The 13,944-nt window shown below is 56.7% G+C and carries 19 protein-coding genes and 2 pseudogenes; 12 read left to right on the top strand and 9 right to left on the bottom strand.

Annotated elements, in window-relative coordinates:
• The 6 genes and pseudogenes from AC2FNC_RS13195 to AC2FNC_RS13170 all read right to left on the bottom strand — a co-directional run.
• A pseudogene (locus AC2FNC_RS13195) lies at positions 1-156 on the bottom strand (IS3 family transposase); the annotation flags it as partial.
• An 81-nt stretch (positions 157-237) separates the two neighbouring features.
• Positions 238-486 (bottom strand): annotated as a pseudogene (locus AC2FNC_RS13190) (FHIPEP family type III secretion protein); the annotation flags it as partial.
• A gap of 69 nt (positions 487-555) precedes the next feature.
• Positions 556-1,254 carry a transglycosylase SLT domain-containing protein gene (locus tag AC2FNC_RS13185; RefSeq protein WP_496715557.1) on the bottom strand — a complete coding sequence of 233 codons (699 nt, stop codon included), beginning with the start codon at positions 1,252-1,254 and terminating at the stop codon, positions 556-558.
• Between the two features lie 72 nt (positions 1,255-1,326).
• Positions 1,327-1,755 (bottom strand): Lrp/AsnC family transcriptional regulator, encoded by a 429-nt coding sequence (locus AC2FNC_RS13180; RefSeq protein WP_480474766.1) that lies wholly within the window; start codon positions 1,753-1,755, stop codon positions 1,327-1,329.
• Between the two features lie 52 nt (positions 1,756-1,807).
• The gene (locus AC2FNC_RS13175) at positions 1,808-3,127 is read right to left on the bottom strand and encodes an MFS transporter (RefSeq protein ID WP_480474767.1); all 1,320 of its coding nucleotides are present in this window, start codon (positions 3,125-3,127) and stop codon (positions 1,808-1,810) included.
• A 3-nt stretch (positions 3,128-3,130) separates the two neighbouring features.
• Positions 3,131-3,388 carry a metal-sensing transcriptional repressor gene (locus AC2FNC_RS13170; RefSeq protein WP_480474768.1) on the bottom strand — a complete coding sequence of 86 codons (258 nt, stop codon included), beginning with the start codon at positions 3,386-3,388 and terminating at the stop codon, positions 3,131-3,133.
• A 133-nt stretch (positions 3,389-3,521) separates the two neighbouring features.
• Here AC2FNC_RS13170 and AC2FNC_RS13165 point away from each other — a divergent pair, with 133 nt between their 5' ends.
• The 7 genes from AC2FNC_RS13165 to AC2FNC_RS13135 all read left to right on the top strand — a co-directional run bounded on the left by AC2FNC_RS13165 (position 3,522) and on the right by AC2FNC_RS13135 (position 8,303).
• Positions 3,522-4,136 (top strand): ribonuclease D, encoded by a 615-nt coding sequence (locus AC2FNC_RS13165; protein ID WP_480520013.1) that lies wholly within the window; start codon positions 3,522-3,524, stop codon positions 4,134-4,136.
• A complete protein-coding gene (locus AC2FNC_RS13160; RefSeq protein WP_480474771.1) occupies positions 4,133-5,101 on the top strand; it encodes a KpsF/GutQ family sugar-phosphate isomerase in 969 nt (322 codons plus the stop codon). The genes AC2FNC_RS13165 and AC2FNC_RS13160 overlap by 4 nt, the downstream gene beginning before the upstream one ends.
• Positions 5,102-5,112: 11 nt before the next feature.
• Complete coding sequence (gene lptC / locus AC2FNC_RS13155; RefSeq protein ID WP_480520011.1) at positions 5,113-5,712, top strand: LPS export ABC transporter periplasmic protein LptC; 600 nt, start codon at positions 5,113-5,115, stop codon at positions 5,710-5,712.
• A 3-nt stretch (positions 5,713-5,715) separates the two neighbouring features.
• Positions 5,716-6,207 (top strand): LptA/OstA family protein, encoded by a 492-nt coding sequence (locus tag AC2FNC_RS13150; protein ID WP_480555273.1) that lies wholly within the window; start codon positions 5,716-5,718, stop codon positions 6,205-6,207.
• Positions 6,207-6,965 (top strand): LPS export ABC transporter ATP-binding protein, encoded by a 759-nt coding sequence (gene lptB, locus AC2FNC_RS13145; protein WP_480474775.1) that lies wholly within the window; start codon positions 6,207-6,209, stop codon positions 6,963-6,965. Before AC2FNC_RS13150 ends, lptB begins: the two co-directional genes overlap by 1 nt.
• A gap of 252 nt (positions 6,966-7,217) precedes the next feature.
• Positions 7,218-7,781, top strand: a complete 564-nt coding sequence (gene hpf / locus AC2FNC_RS13140; protein WP_480474777.1) for a ribosome hibernation-promoting factor, HPF/YfiA family — start codon at positions 7,218-7,220, stop codon at positions 7,779-7,781.
• Between the two features lie 57 nt (positions 7,782-7,838).
• Complete coding sequence (locus AC2FNC_RS13135; protein ID WP_267363095.1) at positions 7,839-8,303, top strand: PTS sugar transporter subunit IIA; 465 nt, start codon at positions 7,839-7,841, stop codon at positions 8,301-8,303.
• Positions 8,304-8,356: 53 nt separating this feature from the next.
• Here the strand turns inward: AC2FNC_RS13135 and dalA are convergent, their stop codons facing one another.
• Positions 8,357-8,872, bottom strand: coding sequence for a divisome-associated lipoprotein DalA (gene dalA, locus AC2FNC_RS13130; RefSeq protein WP_209507204.1), 516 nt, complete (start codon positions 8,870-8,872; stop codon positions 8,357-8,359).
• 169 nt (positions 8,873-9,041) lie between these two features.
• Here dalA and AC2FNC_RS13125 point away from each other — a divergent pair, with 169 nt between their 5' ends.
• Positions 9,042-9,641, top strand: a complete 600-nt coding sequence (locus AC2FNC_RS13125) for a L,D-transpeptidase (RefSeq protein WP_480474779.1) — start codon at positions 9,042-9,044, stop codon at positions 9,639-9,641.
• Positions 9,642-9,780: 139 nt separating this feature from the next.
• Positions 9,781-9,963 carry a hypothetical protein gene (locus tag AC2FNC_RS13120; RefSeq protein ID WP_480474781.1) on the top strand — a complete coding sequence of 61 codons (183 nt, stop codon included), beginning with the start codon at positions 9,781-9,783 and terminating at the stop codon, positions 9,961-9,963.
• A 161-nt stretch (positions 9,964-10,124) separates the two neighbouring features.
• Here the strand turns inward: AC2FNC_RS13120 and hemH are convergent, their stop codons facing one another.
• Entirely contained in the window at positions 10,125-11,174 is a 1,050-nt protein-coding gene (gene hemH, locus AC2FNC_RS13115; protein WP_480555271.1) for a ferrochelatase, read from the bottom strand.
• A gap of 57 nt (positions 11,175-11,231) precedes the next feature.
• Positions 11,232-12,062: a methyltransferase domain-containing protein gene (locus tag AC2FNC_RS13110; RefSeq protein ID WP_496715556.1), complete on the bottom strand. Its 831-nt coding sequence runs from the start codon at positions 12,060-12,062 to the stop codon at positions 11,232-11,234.
• On the opposite strand from AC2FNC_RS13110, the gene AC2FNC_RS13105 reads away from it, so the two are divergent.
• Genes AC2FNC_RS13105 through AC2FNC_RS13095 form a run of 3 tightly spaced genes read left to right on the top strand, consistent with a single transcriptional unit; the run spans position 12,043 to position 13,933 of the window.
• Positions 12,043-12,807, top strand: a complete 765-nt coding sequence (locus AC2FNC_RS13105; RefSeq protein WP_496715555.1) for a double zinc ribbon domain-containing protein — start codon at positions 12,043-12,045, stop codon at positions 12,805-12,807. The two genes, AC2FNC_RS13110 and AC2FNC_RS13105, sit on opposite strands and share 20 nt — an antisense overlap.
• 38 nt (positions 12,808-12,845) lie before the next feature.
• On the top strand, positions 12,846-13,103 hold the full coding sequence (gene grxC, locus AC2FNC_RS13100; RefSeq protein ID WP_480474786.1) for a glutaredoxin 3: 258 nt from the start codon (positions 12,846-12,848) through the stop codon (positions 13,101-13,103).
• Positions 13,103-13,933 carry a carbon-nitrogen hydrolase family protein gene (locus AC2FNC_RS13095; RefSeq protein WP_496715554.1) on the top strand — a complete coding sequence of 277 codons (831 nt, stop codon included), beginning with the start codon at positions 13,103-13,105 and terminating at the stop codon, positions 13,931-13,933. Before grxC ends, AC2FNC_RS13095 begins: the two co-directional genes overlap by 1 nt.
• Positions 13,934-13,944: the final 11 nt, after the last annotated feature.

Below are 13,944 nucleotides of genomic sequence, written 5' to 3'. Positions count from 1 at the left end.
ACGACGGCACAGCTCTGCAATGCTGTCCTCGCCTTTTAGGCCGTCCAGCACGATCCTGATCTTCTCTTCTGCGGAGTACTGCTTGCGGGTCGCACGGCGAATGTCCTTTACGACCTTCTCACCGTAGCTCTGTTTGGTTCCGGGTTTCTTTCTCATCTCCACTCCTTGGCGGTTACGATGAGCCAGAAACCCTCTCTTATCAAATCGACCTAAACTGTCCCATTGGTGCTGACATCAGACAACGTCACCCGCTGCGTTGGGTCCGGTATGCCCCTGACCGATGATCAGTTTGGTTGACGAGACGTTCAGCGACAGGCGCAACATCAGCGATGCCAGAAGAATCGTTGGGAAGGATGAGAAATCCAACGGACGCTCGATGAACAGCGTCAGTGTGAAAATCAGGATGGCAAGCGCGAAAGAGGCGGCTAGCCCGACGTCCAGCACCCAGGCGGGCATGGGCAGGATCATCATGACGATGACGGTCATCAGCGCCACTGCCAACAGGACAGTAGGTGAAAACAGGGACCGGATGTCAAACTGGGGCACGCAGGTATCCTAATTGAAAGGGATGAAAGCAGTTGCTGTGCTATTGGTCGGGACCAGAGAGCCCAGGGAAGTGGTGGCGGGTGTGGCCACTAGCATCGGAATCAAGGGCGCTGCGGCCCTTGTGAACGGATCGAGTGACATACGAGAAAACCCGTGTGAGGACGGGTTGTCCAACTGGGCCATCACTGTCTGGAACCGACCACGATAAGCCTTGGCCAGAGCATTCGTGCGGGAATGGTAGGCCCCGGCCGCAGCCGACCACGAACCAAGCTCGAAATAAAGGTCTTTCAGGAAGCGGGCAGCATAGGTCGCATTTTCATCCGGATCGAACATCGAATCGATCGAGCGGAAGGCATTGCCATGCCATCGATAATTGACCTGAAAACACCCGACGTCAAAGCTACGAGAGCCCGCTTTGAAAATATCGAAAACATAGGCCTTGGCCTCGGCCTCGGACTTGAACCAATACCCCTGGCCTTCGACATTTATAGTCCAGGGCCAGGGCTGCAACATTCCGCCAACTGTTCGCCCGGTTTCAACGCGTGTTATGGCGCGCAGTACATCCAGCGGAACATCTTCGGACAGTGATGCACGGCGCGCGGCCTGATCACAAAGCCCGCCTGTTGGCACATTGTGCATGGCGGTACCCGCCTGCGCCAACAGCACATGCAGTATCATGAAAGCAATCGGTATTCTGTGAATTGGCATTCTGCCGGTCCGGGATTCTGGTGTTCCCGGCCAAGCTAGACACCGATCGGTTTACAGAGGGTTATCGCGGCCTCAATTTCGGTCGATCCTGCGCCCGAAAACAACGCTTGTATTGGTGCGCAGGACGCCAGGGATCTTCGCCAGATCGTCCACCAGAATGTCCAGATCCTCCAGCCTCGGGGCATCTGCGGTCAGCATCAGATCGAATTCGCCATTGATCGACAGGCACAGTTTGACCTCGGGATAGGCCTCGAGCCGTTTAAGGATTCGGTTGGTTTCCTTCTGCTGCACTTCCAGCATAACGATGACCTGCACTTTAGGCGTGTCTTCCGTGGACCCAAGGCGCACGGTGTATCCCGTGATTACGCCGCGATGTTCCAGCCGACTGATCCGTTCATGCACAGTCGTGCGAGCCACACCCAGCGAGGCCGCGATCTGCGTGGTCGAGGCACGTGCATTGGCTTGCAGGGCGGCGATAATACGACGGTCAAGCTGGTCCATTGGGGCTCCGGTTTGCGGCAAGTCCGGGTTTAGATCAGATTGACGCCCTTTCTCAAGGCTCACGCGGCATGCGTGGGTGCAGATCATCGATAATGATCGGGTGCGCGTGCGGGCCTACCCCGGCCAGATGCGGATGATCGGTCGGCAGATCGGGGTGATTGTGAACAACCGGTTCCTGATCGTCACGCGGCCAAAGGCTGACTGCTACAATCACACCCGTCATGGACAGAATAGACATACTGCCGAGCGCGACAGTCGGTCCATAGACGGTCATTATCCACCCAGCCAGCGGATAAAGCACCAACCAGCAGCCATGCGACAGAGTGAACTGTGCAGCAAAGACAGCGGGGCGGTCTTCAGGATGGGCCGAACGGGTCAACAAACGACCCGAAGGCGTAAGGGTTGTAGAATACCCAAAGCCGGTAAAGGCCCAAAAAACGGCAAGGACACCCAGCGTAAGCGGGATCGTCGCGGTCAGAACCGAGGCGACGGCCATAGCGCCCGACGCAAGAATGGCTCCGGACAGCATAACCTTGCGATCCTCGATCCGATCCAGCAGGCGGGGCAGAGTGAACGCCGCAAGCATCGACCCGCCCCCAAATCCGGCCAGTGCAATGGCCACGGCGCTTTCGGACAGGCCAAGCGTGGCCCGCACGATGACCACTGTGTTGACGATCACCATCGAACTCAGCGCTGCCGCGCTCCAATTGAGTGCAAGCAGCCCACGCAGCCGGGGCGTTTTCAGGTAGATGCGAATTCCGCGTGTCGTGCGGTCATAGATTCCGCGTGGTTTGCTGGGCTTGGGCGAGGGCAGGGCGACCGAGACAACCAGAAATGCCGAGGCAACAAACCCCAGCGCTGTGCCCCAGAACAGGCTGTTGAAGCTGACCAGCAACAGAAGTGCCGCGGCAAACATCGGGCTCAGCAGGCTTTCCATGTCGTAGGCCAGACGTGACAGAGACAAAGCGCGGGTATACTCGTTTTCATCTGGTAAGACGTCCGGGATCGTCGCCTGAAAGGCGGGCGTGAACCCGGCCGAGGCGGATTGGAGCACGAAGATCAGCACATAGATTTGCCAGACCTCGGTCACGAAAGGCAGGCATACGGCGACTGCGGCGCGGATCAGGTCCAGAAAAACCAGCATTTTCCGACGGTCCAGCCGTTCGGCAAAAGCGGCGGCCAGGGGGGCCACGGTGACATAGGCCACCATCTTGATTGTCAGCGCGGTGCCCAGCACAAGGCCAGCAGCGTCTCCGGCCAGATCAAAGGCCAGCAGCCCAAGCGCGACTGTGGCCAGCCCGGTTCCGGTCAGGGCGACGATCTGGGCAGCAAACAGGTGGCGGTAGGTCCGGTTTTTTAGAATGCTCAGCATGGTTCAGAGGTATTTCGTGATGGCTTTAAAATCCTCGATCCCGCCGCTATCGCCATCGGAAGACAGGCAATGGTCGATGTGATCATGGATCAAGGCGCGCTTGGCGTTGGTGACCGCTTTTTCAACGGCAAACAGCTGTTGGGCGATGTCAGAACAGGGCGCCTGACCTTCAAGCATGGCAATGACCTTTGCCAGATGCCCGTGGGCCCGTTTCAGCCTTGCCGTGATATGCGGATGCGACTCGCGGGGTAAATTTGTCATGATGTATCCCTATCCCCCCCATGAGGATATTGTCAATCCTGTTGCGGGGATCTGCCCGTGACTTTTAGACGGCGTTGAGTTTATGGACCAAACCGCCTATCTCGGAGGCGATATCGCACAAAGGAATAATCGGGTGGCGAACCATTTGTACAAAAACGACCTGCCGGACGGGTTGGATCTGGGCCCCGTTGTGGCCATTGACTGTGAAACCATGGGTCTGAACCCACATCGTGACCGCTTGTGTGTGATTCAGATGTCGGGTGGAGACGGCAACAGCCATATCGTGCAGGTGGAAAAAGGCCAGACAGAGGCGCCGAACCTATGTGCCATGCTGGAAAACCCTGACGTGCTGAAGCTGTTCCATTTCGGGCGCTTCGACATCGCCGCCATGTACCATACCTTTGGTGCTCTGGCCGCGCCGGTGTACTGCACCAAGATCGCCAGCCGCCTGGTGCGGACCTATACCGACCGGCACGGGCTCAAGAACCTGTGTCAGGAACTCATCGGTGTCGATATTTCCAAACAGCAACAGATGAGCGACTGGGGCGCAGTCTCACTTACAGACGCTCAATTGGATTATGCTGCGTCAGACGTACTCTATCTGCATCAGCTGCGCGATGCGCTAAACATTCGTCTGGTTCGCGAGGACCGGACTGAAATGGCGCAGGCCTGTTTTGACTTCCTGCCGATGCGTGCGAAACTGGACCTTGCCGGTTGGCCCGAAACGGATATCTTTGCGCACTCATGACCGATACCGAAGCATTCCTGAGAACCGCCCGTCAGGTGGTCATAGACGAAGCCCGCGCGCTGGACGTCCTTGCCGACAGTTTGGACAAGCATTTTGCCGAAGCGGTGCAACTGATCCTTCAGGCCACCGGGCGCATCATCATCAGCGGTATCGGCAAGTCAGGCCACATAGGTCACAAGATTGCGGCCACGCTGGCTAGCACCGGAACGCCTGCCTATTTCGTGCATCCGGCAGAGGCCAGCCATGGGGATTTGGGCATGGTCTCCAAAGGTGATGTGGTTCTCGCGATCTCGAATTCGGGAGAGGCACCGGAACTTGCTAATCTGCTGGCCTTTACGCGCCGCTTTGGCATTCCGCTGATCGGATTGTCCAGCAAACCTGACAGCACATTGATGAAACAGGCCGACGTACATCTTCTGATCCCGTCGATGGGCGAGGCTTGTGGCTATGGTATGGTGCCGTCGATTTCCACGACGCTGACCCTTGCCATGGGCGATGCATTGGCGATTGCCCTTATGAAATACCGCGATTTCCGACCCGAGGATTTCCGCGCCTTCCATCCCGGCGGCAAACTGGGTGCGCAATTGAGTACGGTACAGGATTTGATGCATGTCGGAGAGGCCCTGCCTCTGGTTGCGGCGCATACTCCGATGAGCGATGCGCTGATCGAAATCAGCCAGAAGGGGTTTGGTGTTGCTGGTGTAACGGACCCGCAGGGTCAGTTGGCCGGGATCATTACAGACGGTGACTTGCGGCGCCACATGGATGGGTTGCTGAACAAAACGACCGAGCAGGTAATGACCCCCAACCCCACAACCATATCCCCGGGTGCGTTGGCGGAAGAAGCGGTCGCGATCATGAATGACCGTAAGATCACCTCGCTCTTCGTGGTTGACGAGGCTACATCAGGTCAGGCTTTGGGGCTGCTTCATATCCACGACTGCCTGCGTGTCGGTCTGGGCTGAGGGAGGCTGAAGTGGACAGATATTCCCGCATGGTGCAGTTCCTTAAGGTGCTGTTGCCGCTCGCGGCTATTGTGATGTTGTCCACGGTATTCTTGCTGTCCCGCAGCATCGAAACAAACGTATCCGTGCCCTTCGCGCAGAAAGACATTGATGAGAGACTGGAACAACAGGTGGTAACGCGGCCGGATTACCGCGGAACGACCCGCAAGGGAGAGACCGTGCATATCGAGGCTGTGCAAGCCAGGCAGGGCACCGAGGCGTCGGTTCCGACCGCGTCCGAGTTTCGCGGCCGCTTTGGGCTGCTCAATGGTGGCACAATTTCCCTGGATTCGAATTCCGGCCAGATCCGTCCGGATAGTGGAACAGCAACCTTTGTTGGTGACGTGGTCATCACCACGGCGGATGGTCTCAAGGTTACGACGGATCTGCTCAATACCTCGTTGGATGAAGTCCGGGGCGACACGCCGGGGCAGGTGAACGGAACCGGTCCGATCGGTAACTTTTCTGCGGGGCGTATGACCTTTGGCACTGAAAAAACGGACGGGCCAGTCCATATTGTTTTTACAGATGGTGTGAAGCTGGTATACGAGCCTGAAAAAGCAGAAAGATAACTTGTGTTCGATTTTCGATTTGTTCCTTTGTGCCTCGCGTTGATCGCGGGCGCCGCGCCCGTGATCGCGCAGGAGGCGCAGGTGGCTTTTGGGTCCGCGAATGCCGATCCGAGCCTGCCGGTCGAGGTGACATCGGAAACCCTGAACGTCAATCAAGAGGACGGATCGGCCGAGTTCATCGGGAACGTTATCGTCGTGCAGGGTGAAATGCGCCTGACAGCCGAACGCGTGCTGGTTATCTACAATCAGGAACGCTCGGCGATCGAGCGAATGGAAGCGACCGAGAATGTGGTTCTGGTCAGCCCGCCGGATGCAGCGGAAGGCGACTGGGCTGAATACAAGATCGGTTCGGGTGAGATTGTCATGAAGGGCAATGTCCTGCTGACACAGGGCCCCAGCATCATCAGTGGCGATCAGATGAACGCCAACCTGACTACGGGCACTGCGACCATGACCGGGCGGGTCAAAACGATCTTGCAGCAGGGAAACAACTGATGGCGCGTCCCGACCTGAAACTGACCGAGGGCAGTTCCGGGCTGCGCATCGAGAAATTGCGGAAGTCCTACAAAAAAAAGACGGTGATCCGCGATGTCTCGATGACGTTGGGCCGGTCCGAAGTGGTAGCGCTGCTGGGGCCGAACGGGTCAGGTAAGACCACAACGTTTTATTCAGTTGCGGGACTTGTATTCCCCGAGGCGGGAAAAGTCACGATAGACGGCCAGAATGTGACTACTTTGCCGATGTACCGGCGGGCGCGGATGGGGATCGGCTATCTACCGCAGGAGATGTCGATCTTTCGCGGCATGAGCGTCGAGGACAACATTGCTGCCGTTCTGGATATCACGGTCTCTCATGCGCATAAGCGCAAAGAGCGTTTGGAAGAGCTGCTGTCGGACTTCTCGATCGAACACTTGCGCCGGGCCCCGGCATTGGCGTTGTCAGGCGGCGAGCGCCGCCGGGTCGAGATCGCGCGCTGTTTGGCCGCAGACCCCAAATACCTGCTGCTGGATGAACCATTTGCAGGCGTTGACCCGATCAGTGTCGGGGATATTCGCCATCTGGTCGCGGATCTGAAAAAACGCGGTATTGGTGTGCTGATCACCGATCACAACGTCCGGGAAACGCTGGAAATTGTCGACCGGGCCTATATCCTGCATGACGGTCAGGTTTTGATGTCCGGCACACCTGATGAGGTTGTCGAAAACGAGAATGTGCGCCGCGTCTATCTGGGCGAGAATTTCCGCATTTCATAATCTTGCGCGGAGTTGTGCCAATTGCATGGCGGAAATCGCGTATATACACATCTGTTTTGATTGACTCTTCCCTCGTCTCTTGCCTCAATTGGCTTATGGCATTTACCCGGCTCCAGTCTGGATCTCGATGTCCCTTCTTCGAAGGGCTGGAAACAAGGCAACCGCGGAAAATGTCTCGACCCCCCACCCGATAAAAACAAGCTCGTCGCGTTTCGCGGCGTCAGAATGGGTGTGAATTGTGAAGGAGATCACATGCGTTACCAAATCAGCGGAAAACAGATCGACATCGGTGCGGCGTTGCAGACACACGTGCAGACCGAACTGAATGAGGTCGTGGGCAAATATGCGCAGCGGCCTACGGATGCAAACGTCGTCTTTTCCCGTTCGGCGCATGAATATGTATGCGAGACAACAGTGCACCTGTCCACTGGCCTGACGGCTCAGGCCAAAGCCCATGCAACCGAGATCTACGCGGCATTTGAGGCATGCTGTGATAAAATGGAAAAACAGTTGCGTCGTTACAAGCGTCGCCTGAAGGACCACCACAAGGATCGGGTCGAACCGGTTGAACTCTTTGGGGCGTCCTCTTATATCCTCGCTTCTAACGAATCGGAGTCGGCCGATGAACCCGAATCGCTTCAGCCAATGATTGTGGCCGAGATGGAAACAAAAATCCCATCTTTGAGCGTCGGAGAGGCCGTTATGCAAATGGAACTTGCCGGTGCGCCAGTACTGGTGTTCAGAAATGAAAACAAGGACGGATTGAATGTCGTTTATCGTCGCGATGACGGTAATATCGGCTGGATTGATCCGTAACAGGCAAGGATACGGGGCCGCGCCCGCTGATGCGGGTGCGTGCCATGGAGCGTGATCATGGAGCTTTCGAGCATACTGAAGCCCGAAGCGGTGCGTGTTTTGTCCGCGGCTTCCAGCAAGAAGCGGCTGTTTCAGGAAATCGGTGACGTCGCCGCGGCGACGCTGGGTATCGATCCTCAGGAAGCGGTTGATTTCCTGCTGGAGCGGGAAAGCCTTGGACCGACCGGTGTCGGCCATGGTGTGGCGTTGCCACATGCGCGCCTGCCCGATCTTGATTCGGTGTCAGGTGTTTTTGTCATGCTTGAGAAGCCGATCGATTTCGGTTCGGTTGATCGCCAGCCTGTGGACATTGCCTTCGCGCTGTTTGCACCGGAAGAGGCGGGCGTTGATCACCTCAAAGCTCTGGCTCTAGTGTCTCGCACATTACGGGATACTTCGGTTTGCACCAAGCTCCGGGCGAACCCTGATCCGGTAAAGCTCTATGCAATCCTGACCGAGGCGCAGTCTATGCAAGCCGCCTGATTAACAAAAAAGCCCCCGAAAACCGGGGGCTTTTTTCTTTCCGTTTGGCCGGATCAGCCGCCGGTTCCCATTTCCAGCGTCCACCAGATTTTACCACCGCCTTCCTGATGCCAGGCGAATCCCATTTGGGTGGCCTTGGCGTCCATTATGACAGCCCTCGGTCCGGGTTCCTGCATCCAGGCGGCAAGCGTTTCAGTCTCGGTCTCGTAAGTTTCGGAAATGGCTTCCCCCAGAAACGTGCCGAAATAGCCAACACGCGCTGCCCGGTCGATCGGTGATGAACCGTCTGAACCAAAGTGCCAGGGCCGGTTCTGCCGCGACATATCCTTCGAATGAGTCGCCGCCGCTGCGTTCAGCTGCGCGTTCAGCTGTACGGGCTGCAATCCCTGGGCCTGACGCAAGGCATTGACCGAATCAAGCATGCGGAACTGCAGCTTTTCCGGATTGCCGCGGATCTTATATACGGTCGGCAATGGGCGACCATCAGATCCCAGGGTGGTTGAGCCAGTGTTGGTACATGCCGCAAGCGCGACAAAGCAAATCAACAGTAAAGAAACGATGCGCGTCATGTTCGACCTGATTATTGTATCACAACAGGGCATAGCGTGCCTGCTTGTTCTGAGCAAACGCGCAATGGCCACAACTTGCGTGATTCTGCCGGTTTGGTTTGCGACTGAAGCATTCTGGCCATAGAATGCCTCTGATTTCAGACTTCACCAAAACACAGGACCCGTTGTCATGGTAAAAAAGCGCATTCTTTCGCCTACCCGCAGGGGATTTCTAGCAGGGGCTACCGCCACTCTGGCGACACCGGCACTGGCGCAGTATATCCCAGGCGACCCGCTACGTCCCGCGCCCGAGAGTGAACCAGCGGTTCGCCGCAACGTATCCGGGTTCCGGGCATTGGATTGGCAACCGTATTTCTCGAACACCAGAAATGGCGCCATATTGGTCGATACCGTCTCAAGAGCGCTGCATTATTGGTCGGATGATCAATCGGTGTACAAATTGTACCCGTCGTCGGTTCCGCTGACCGAAGACCTTACCCGGCGCGGGCGCACCAGTGTGATCCGCAAGGTCGAAGGCCCGAGCTGGTCTCCGACGCCGTCGATGAAAAAGCGAAATCCGGAATGGCCGGACTATATTCCTCCGGGTCCTGATAACCCATTGGGAACACACGCTTTATACCTGAGCTGGAAGTACTATCGCATTCACGGCACCCATGATACGCGTAAAATTGGTCGCAGATCGTCGAATGGATGCATCGGCCTTTTCAACGAAGACATCGCCGAGCTGTTTTCGATGGCAAAGGTTGGCACGCAAGTGTTGCTAATATGACGACATTTTTGTGTGCGAAGCCGCTTACAGGTCAAGTTGCAATTGCATTCCCGCTCTAATGCTGATTAGAAAAAACTACGAGGTAAGTCTTAGATGTGCGGCTCCGGATATTGGAACCGTGCAAATTCTGGAGGTTAATATGAAGAAACTCGTTCTCGCCGCAGCTCTGACTGCAGCAGCTTCGACTGCATATGCTGGCAACCTGAATGAGCCGGTTGTTGAAGCACCAGTTGTTGTTGAAGAAACTCAGGGTTCGTCGCAGGGCATTCTGCTGCCGCTGATCCTGCTGGTCGTTGTTGCTGCTGCTGTTGCTGCAAGCTAATCCGACACGGAATTCATGAAAAAGGCGGTGGAGCAATCCACCGCCTTTTTTAATTCCAACAGGTCTTCAAGCCTGTTGCGCGCCGAAGGGATACTGACGCGCCAGTATCAAGCCGAGCCTGACGTTCTCATAAGAGATTTGGCTTGTGTTCTGGAAACGCTTTACGCCAGCCACCCGCGCAGATTGTCTTCGATCACCTTTCCAAGTGCTGTGATATGGGCATCGTCATCGTTAAGGCATGGAATATAGGTAAACGTCTCGCCGCCTGCTTCTTCGAAGCTCTCTTTGATTTCTTCGTTAATCTCTTCCAGCGTTTCGATGCAGTCCGCAGAAAACGCCGGGGCAATAACAGCAATGTTCTTTTTGCCTTGCTTCGCCAGGTCGGCCACGTGATCCACAGTGTAAGGTTTCAACCATTCTTCGGGGCCAAAGCGCGACTGGAAGGTCGATACCAATTGATCATCCGCCCAGCCCAATCGCTCCTTTAACAGCCTCGTCGTTTTAGCACACTGACAGTGATAGGGATCGCCCTGCTGCAAATACCGCTCGGGCATCCCATGATATGAGCAGACCAGAATGTCGGGTTTTGTTTCCATAGCCTCGTATGCACGTTCAACTGACTGTGCCAGCGCATCGATATAAATAGGTTCATCGAAATAGGCCGGAACGGTTCGCGTGGCGGGCTGCCAGGCTTCGTCCATCAGCGCGCGAAAGAACTGGTCGTTGGCGGTGGCCGTCGTTGCGCCAGCGTATTGAGGGTAAAGCGGAAAGAACAAGATGCGATCGCACCCTGCCGCTACCATCTCGCGCACTTTGGATTTGGTCGACGGGTTGCCGTAACGCATACAGAAATCGACCATGACCTGATCACCGTATCGTGCGTGCATGGCCTGGCTCAGCTTGGCAGTCTGGTCCTTGGTGATGGTCATCAGCGGGCTTTCGCCCTTTTCCTGATTCCAGATTGATTTGTATGCCTCGCCGGAACTGAATGGCCGTTTAGTCAGGATGATCGCCTGCAGAATCGGCTGCCATTTCCACTTCGGATAATCGATGACGCGCTGATCCGACAAAAACTCATTCAGATACCGACGCATCGGCCAATAGGTGTAATCGTCCGGCGTGCCCAGATTGGCCAGCAATATGCCGACGCGCCCCATCCTGATCTTGGGGTGATCCGTAGGAGCATGAGCGGGTCGCGTGGCATCAAACATATGAGGCTTCCTGAATTTCTTGCGTTAGGGCCTGAAATAAGGGGATTTGGTCGCGCGTCAATCGGGCAGTTTGCCCTCGTCGGTGCGCAAGGCGTCAGCCAAACGTGTTTGCGCCGACCCGGGACGCAGTGGCTTTGGTTGACTGTCGTGGGGGGCCCATCCCGTCAGGCAGATCAGTTCGAACGTGGCTGCCAGGCGCCCGGACCCCGTGGTGAAATGAGTCGCGTAGACGTTTTGCGCGGTTTCAAATACTGCGCGTTTGGTCGGGTGTTTCAGGCGCGCGGATAACGCATTGGCCTCACCCATATTCCGCAGATCGTGCATCAGGTGCCAGATGTCACGGTACTCAGCCGTGAGTGTCACCGAGTCTGCGACGGGCAAGGCCAGACCGGCCCGCTGCAACAAACCGCCCATGTCCCGCAGCTCGGCCATTGGAGCGATGCGGGGGCTGAGGCCACCGGTAACGTCAATCTCGGCCTGACCCAACGCCGCGCGCAATTCGTGCAGCGTTTCGCCGCCCAGACAAACAATCAGCAACAACCCATCGGGCTTAAGCGCGCGGTGGCATTGGATCAACTGACCTACCGGATCGTTTGCACAATGCAGTGTCATGGCGTGGATCACCAGATCATGTGCGCCGGGTTGCAGTGCCAGCACGTCGTTATCCGCAACGATCGAGGCTTCGGGAAAAGCGTCCGTCCAAAGCTGTGGGTAGGCCGTCACGATCGCTGCCGCCGTAAAGGTTTTGTTAACCATGGAGAGCCGATCCTGAACCTCGTCCATCGCGACGCGGTGCAGAAAAAGGGCGTCATCCTGCACGCGGTTGCGATGACGCAGAATGGCGGCACGGTCAAAAAGTGAGGATGCAGTGGGTTCGGGCAGTTTCATAACTGGCAAGTATCGTATCGCGCAACGGATTCAAACCGCACTTGCGCTGATTTATCCACCACGTTGCATGGGGTGCGGCGACCTGACCGAGTCCGATTTTGGCCTGTGTGGCCCGTGCTGGCGGGAAACGCCATTCATTGGCGGCACGGTCTGTGAAAGTTGCGGTCTGCCCCTGATCGGAGGGCAGGACGAGTTTCGGACCGAGTGCGATGATTGCCTGAAGACCGCGCGCCCCTGGAGGGCAGGCCGCGCCGCGCTTTTGTATGACGGCAAGGCGCGGTCACTGATCCTGGCGTTGAAACATGGTGATCAGCCCGAACTGGCCCGCCCTGCCGCGCAGTGGATGGCGCAGGCAGGGCGCCCATTGCTGCGAGCGGGTATGGTGATTGCTCCGGTTCCTCTGCATTGGTCACGCTTGCTCAAAAGGCGATACAACCAGTCAGCTCTCTTGGCGCAGAACCTGGGGCGTGAGACAGGATTGAAATGCGTGCCCGATTTGTTGATTCGCAAAAAAAAGACGCCGGTGCTGGACGGCAAAACAGCAGCCGAGCGGGCACAGATATTGGAAGACGCGATATGCCTTCAACCCCGAAATGCCCGCCATCTAACTGGCCGGAACGTCTTGCTGGTAGACGACGTGATGACGTCCGGGGCAACACTGGCCACATGCACTCGGGTCTGTCAGGCGGCGGGGGCAAATCATATTTTTGTGTTGGCTCTGGCGCGCGTTGCTAAGAATGCCTAATTCGCCCAAGATTGCGCGAAATCCGAAGGGAACGGAAAATGAAGTCGGTAGAGATCTATACATCGCCACTGTGCGGGTATTGTCATGCAGCCAAACGCCTTCTGAAGCAGAAAGGTGTTGAGTTCAAGGAAATCGACGTGCTGATGCACCCCAAACGCAAACCTGAAATGATTCAACGTGCCGGAGGCAAACGCACGGTCCCGCAGATTTTCATCGGCACCACGCATGTCGGCGGTTGCGATGATTTGTACGAGTTGGAGCGTCAGGGCAAGCTTGACCGTCTGCTTGCGGCCTGATGAAAACCGCGCTGCTGCAAGTCACCTCGTCGGACGATCCGGCTGAAAACCTCGGGATGGTACGAGGCCTGATGGCTGAAGCGGCAGAACAGGGCGCCCGCTTTGTTCTGACGCCAGAGGTTACGAATTGCGTTTCGACCAGCACCACACGGCAGCGCGCGGTTTTACAACATGAAGAAGATGACATCACCTTGGCGGGCCTGCGCGAACAGGCTGCTGATCTGGGTGTATGGCTTCTGATCGGCTCGTTGGGGCTCAAGACTCATGACAATGACGGTCGTTTTGCCAACCGCTGCTTTATGATCGGACCGCAAGGTCAGATCGTGGCGCGGTATGACAAGATCCATATGTTCGATGTGCAGGTCACCGAGACCGAGACGTTCCGCGAATCAAAGAATTACCGCCCAGGCGAAAAAGCGGTTATCGCCGAAACGGATTTCGGCAAGGTTGGTCTGACCATCTGTTACGATATCCGCTTTCCATATTTGCACGCGGCACTGGCGGAGGCGGGCGCGCGCATTCTGACCGTCCCGGCCGCGTTCTCGCCGGTCACGGGTGCCGCGCATTGGGAGGCCTTGCTGCGCGCACGTGCAATCGAAACCGGGTGCTGGGTGCTGGCCCCGGCCCAAACTGGGGAACATCAAAAAACCGGCGGTAAAACACGCTATACTCACGGTCACAGCATGGTCGTCGACCCGTGGGGAAAGGTGCTGATCGACGCAGGGACCGATCCAGGCATTCACATTTTCGATTTGGATGATAGTTCTGTAACTGAGGCACGCCGACGTGTCCCTTCACTGCACCACCGCCGATCCTTCGACGGACCCTGACAGAACGGAAC

The sequence above is a fragment of the Ruegeria sp. BHSA123 genome (assembly GCF_059613425.1).
The sequence above is the reverse complement of the archived record's forward strand: the minus strand, read 5'-3'. Positions and strand labels throughout refer to the sequence as shown.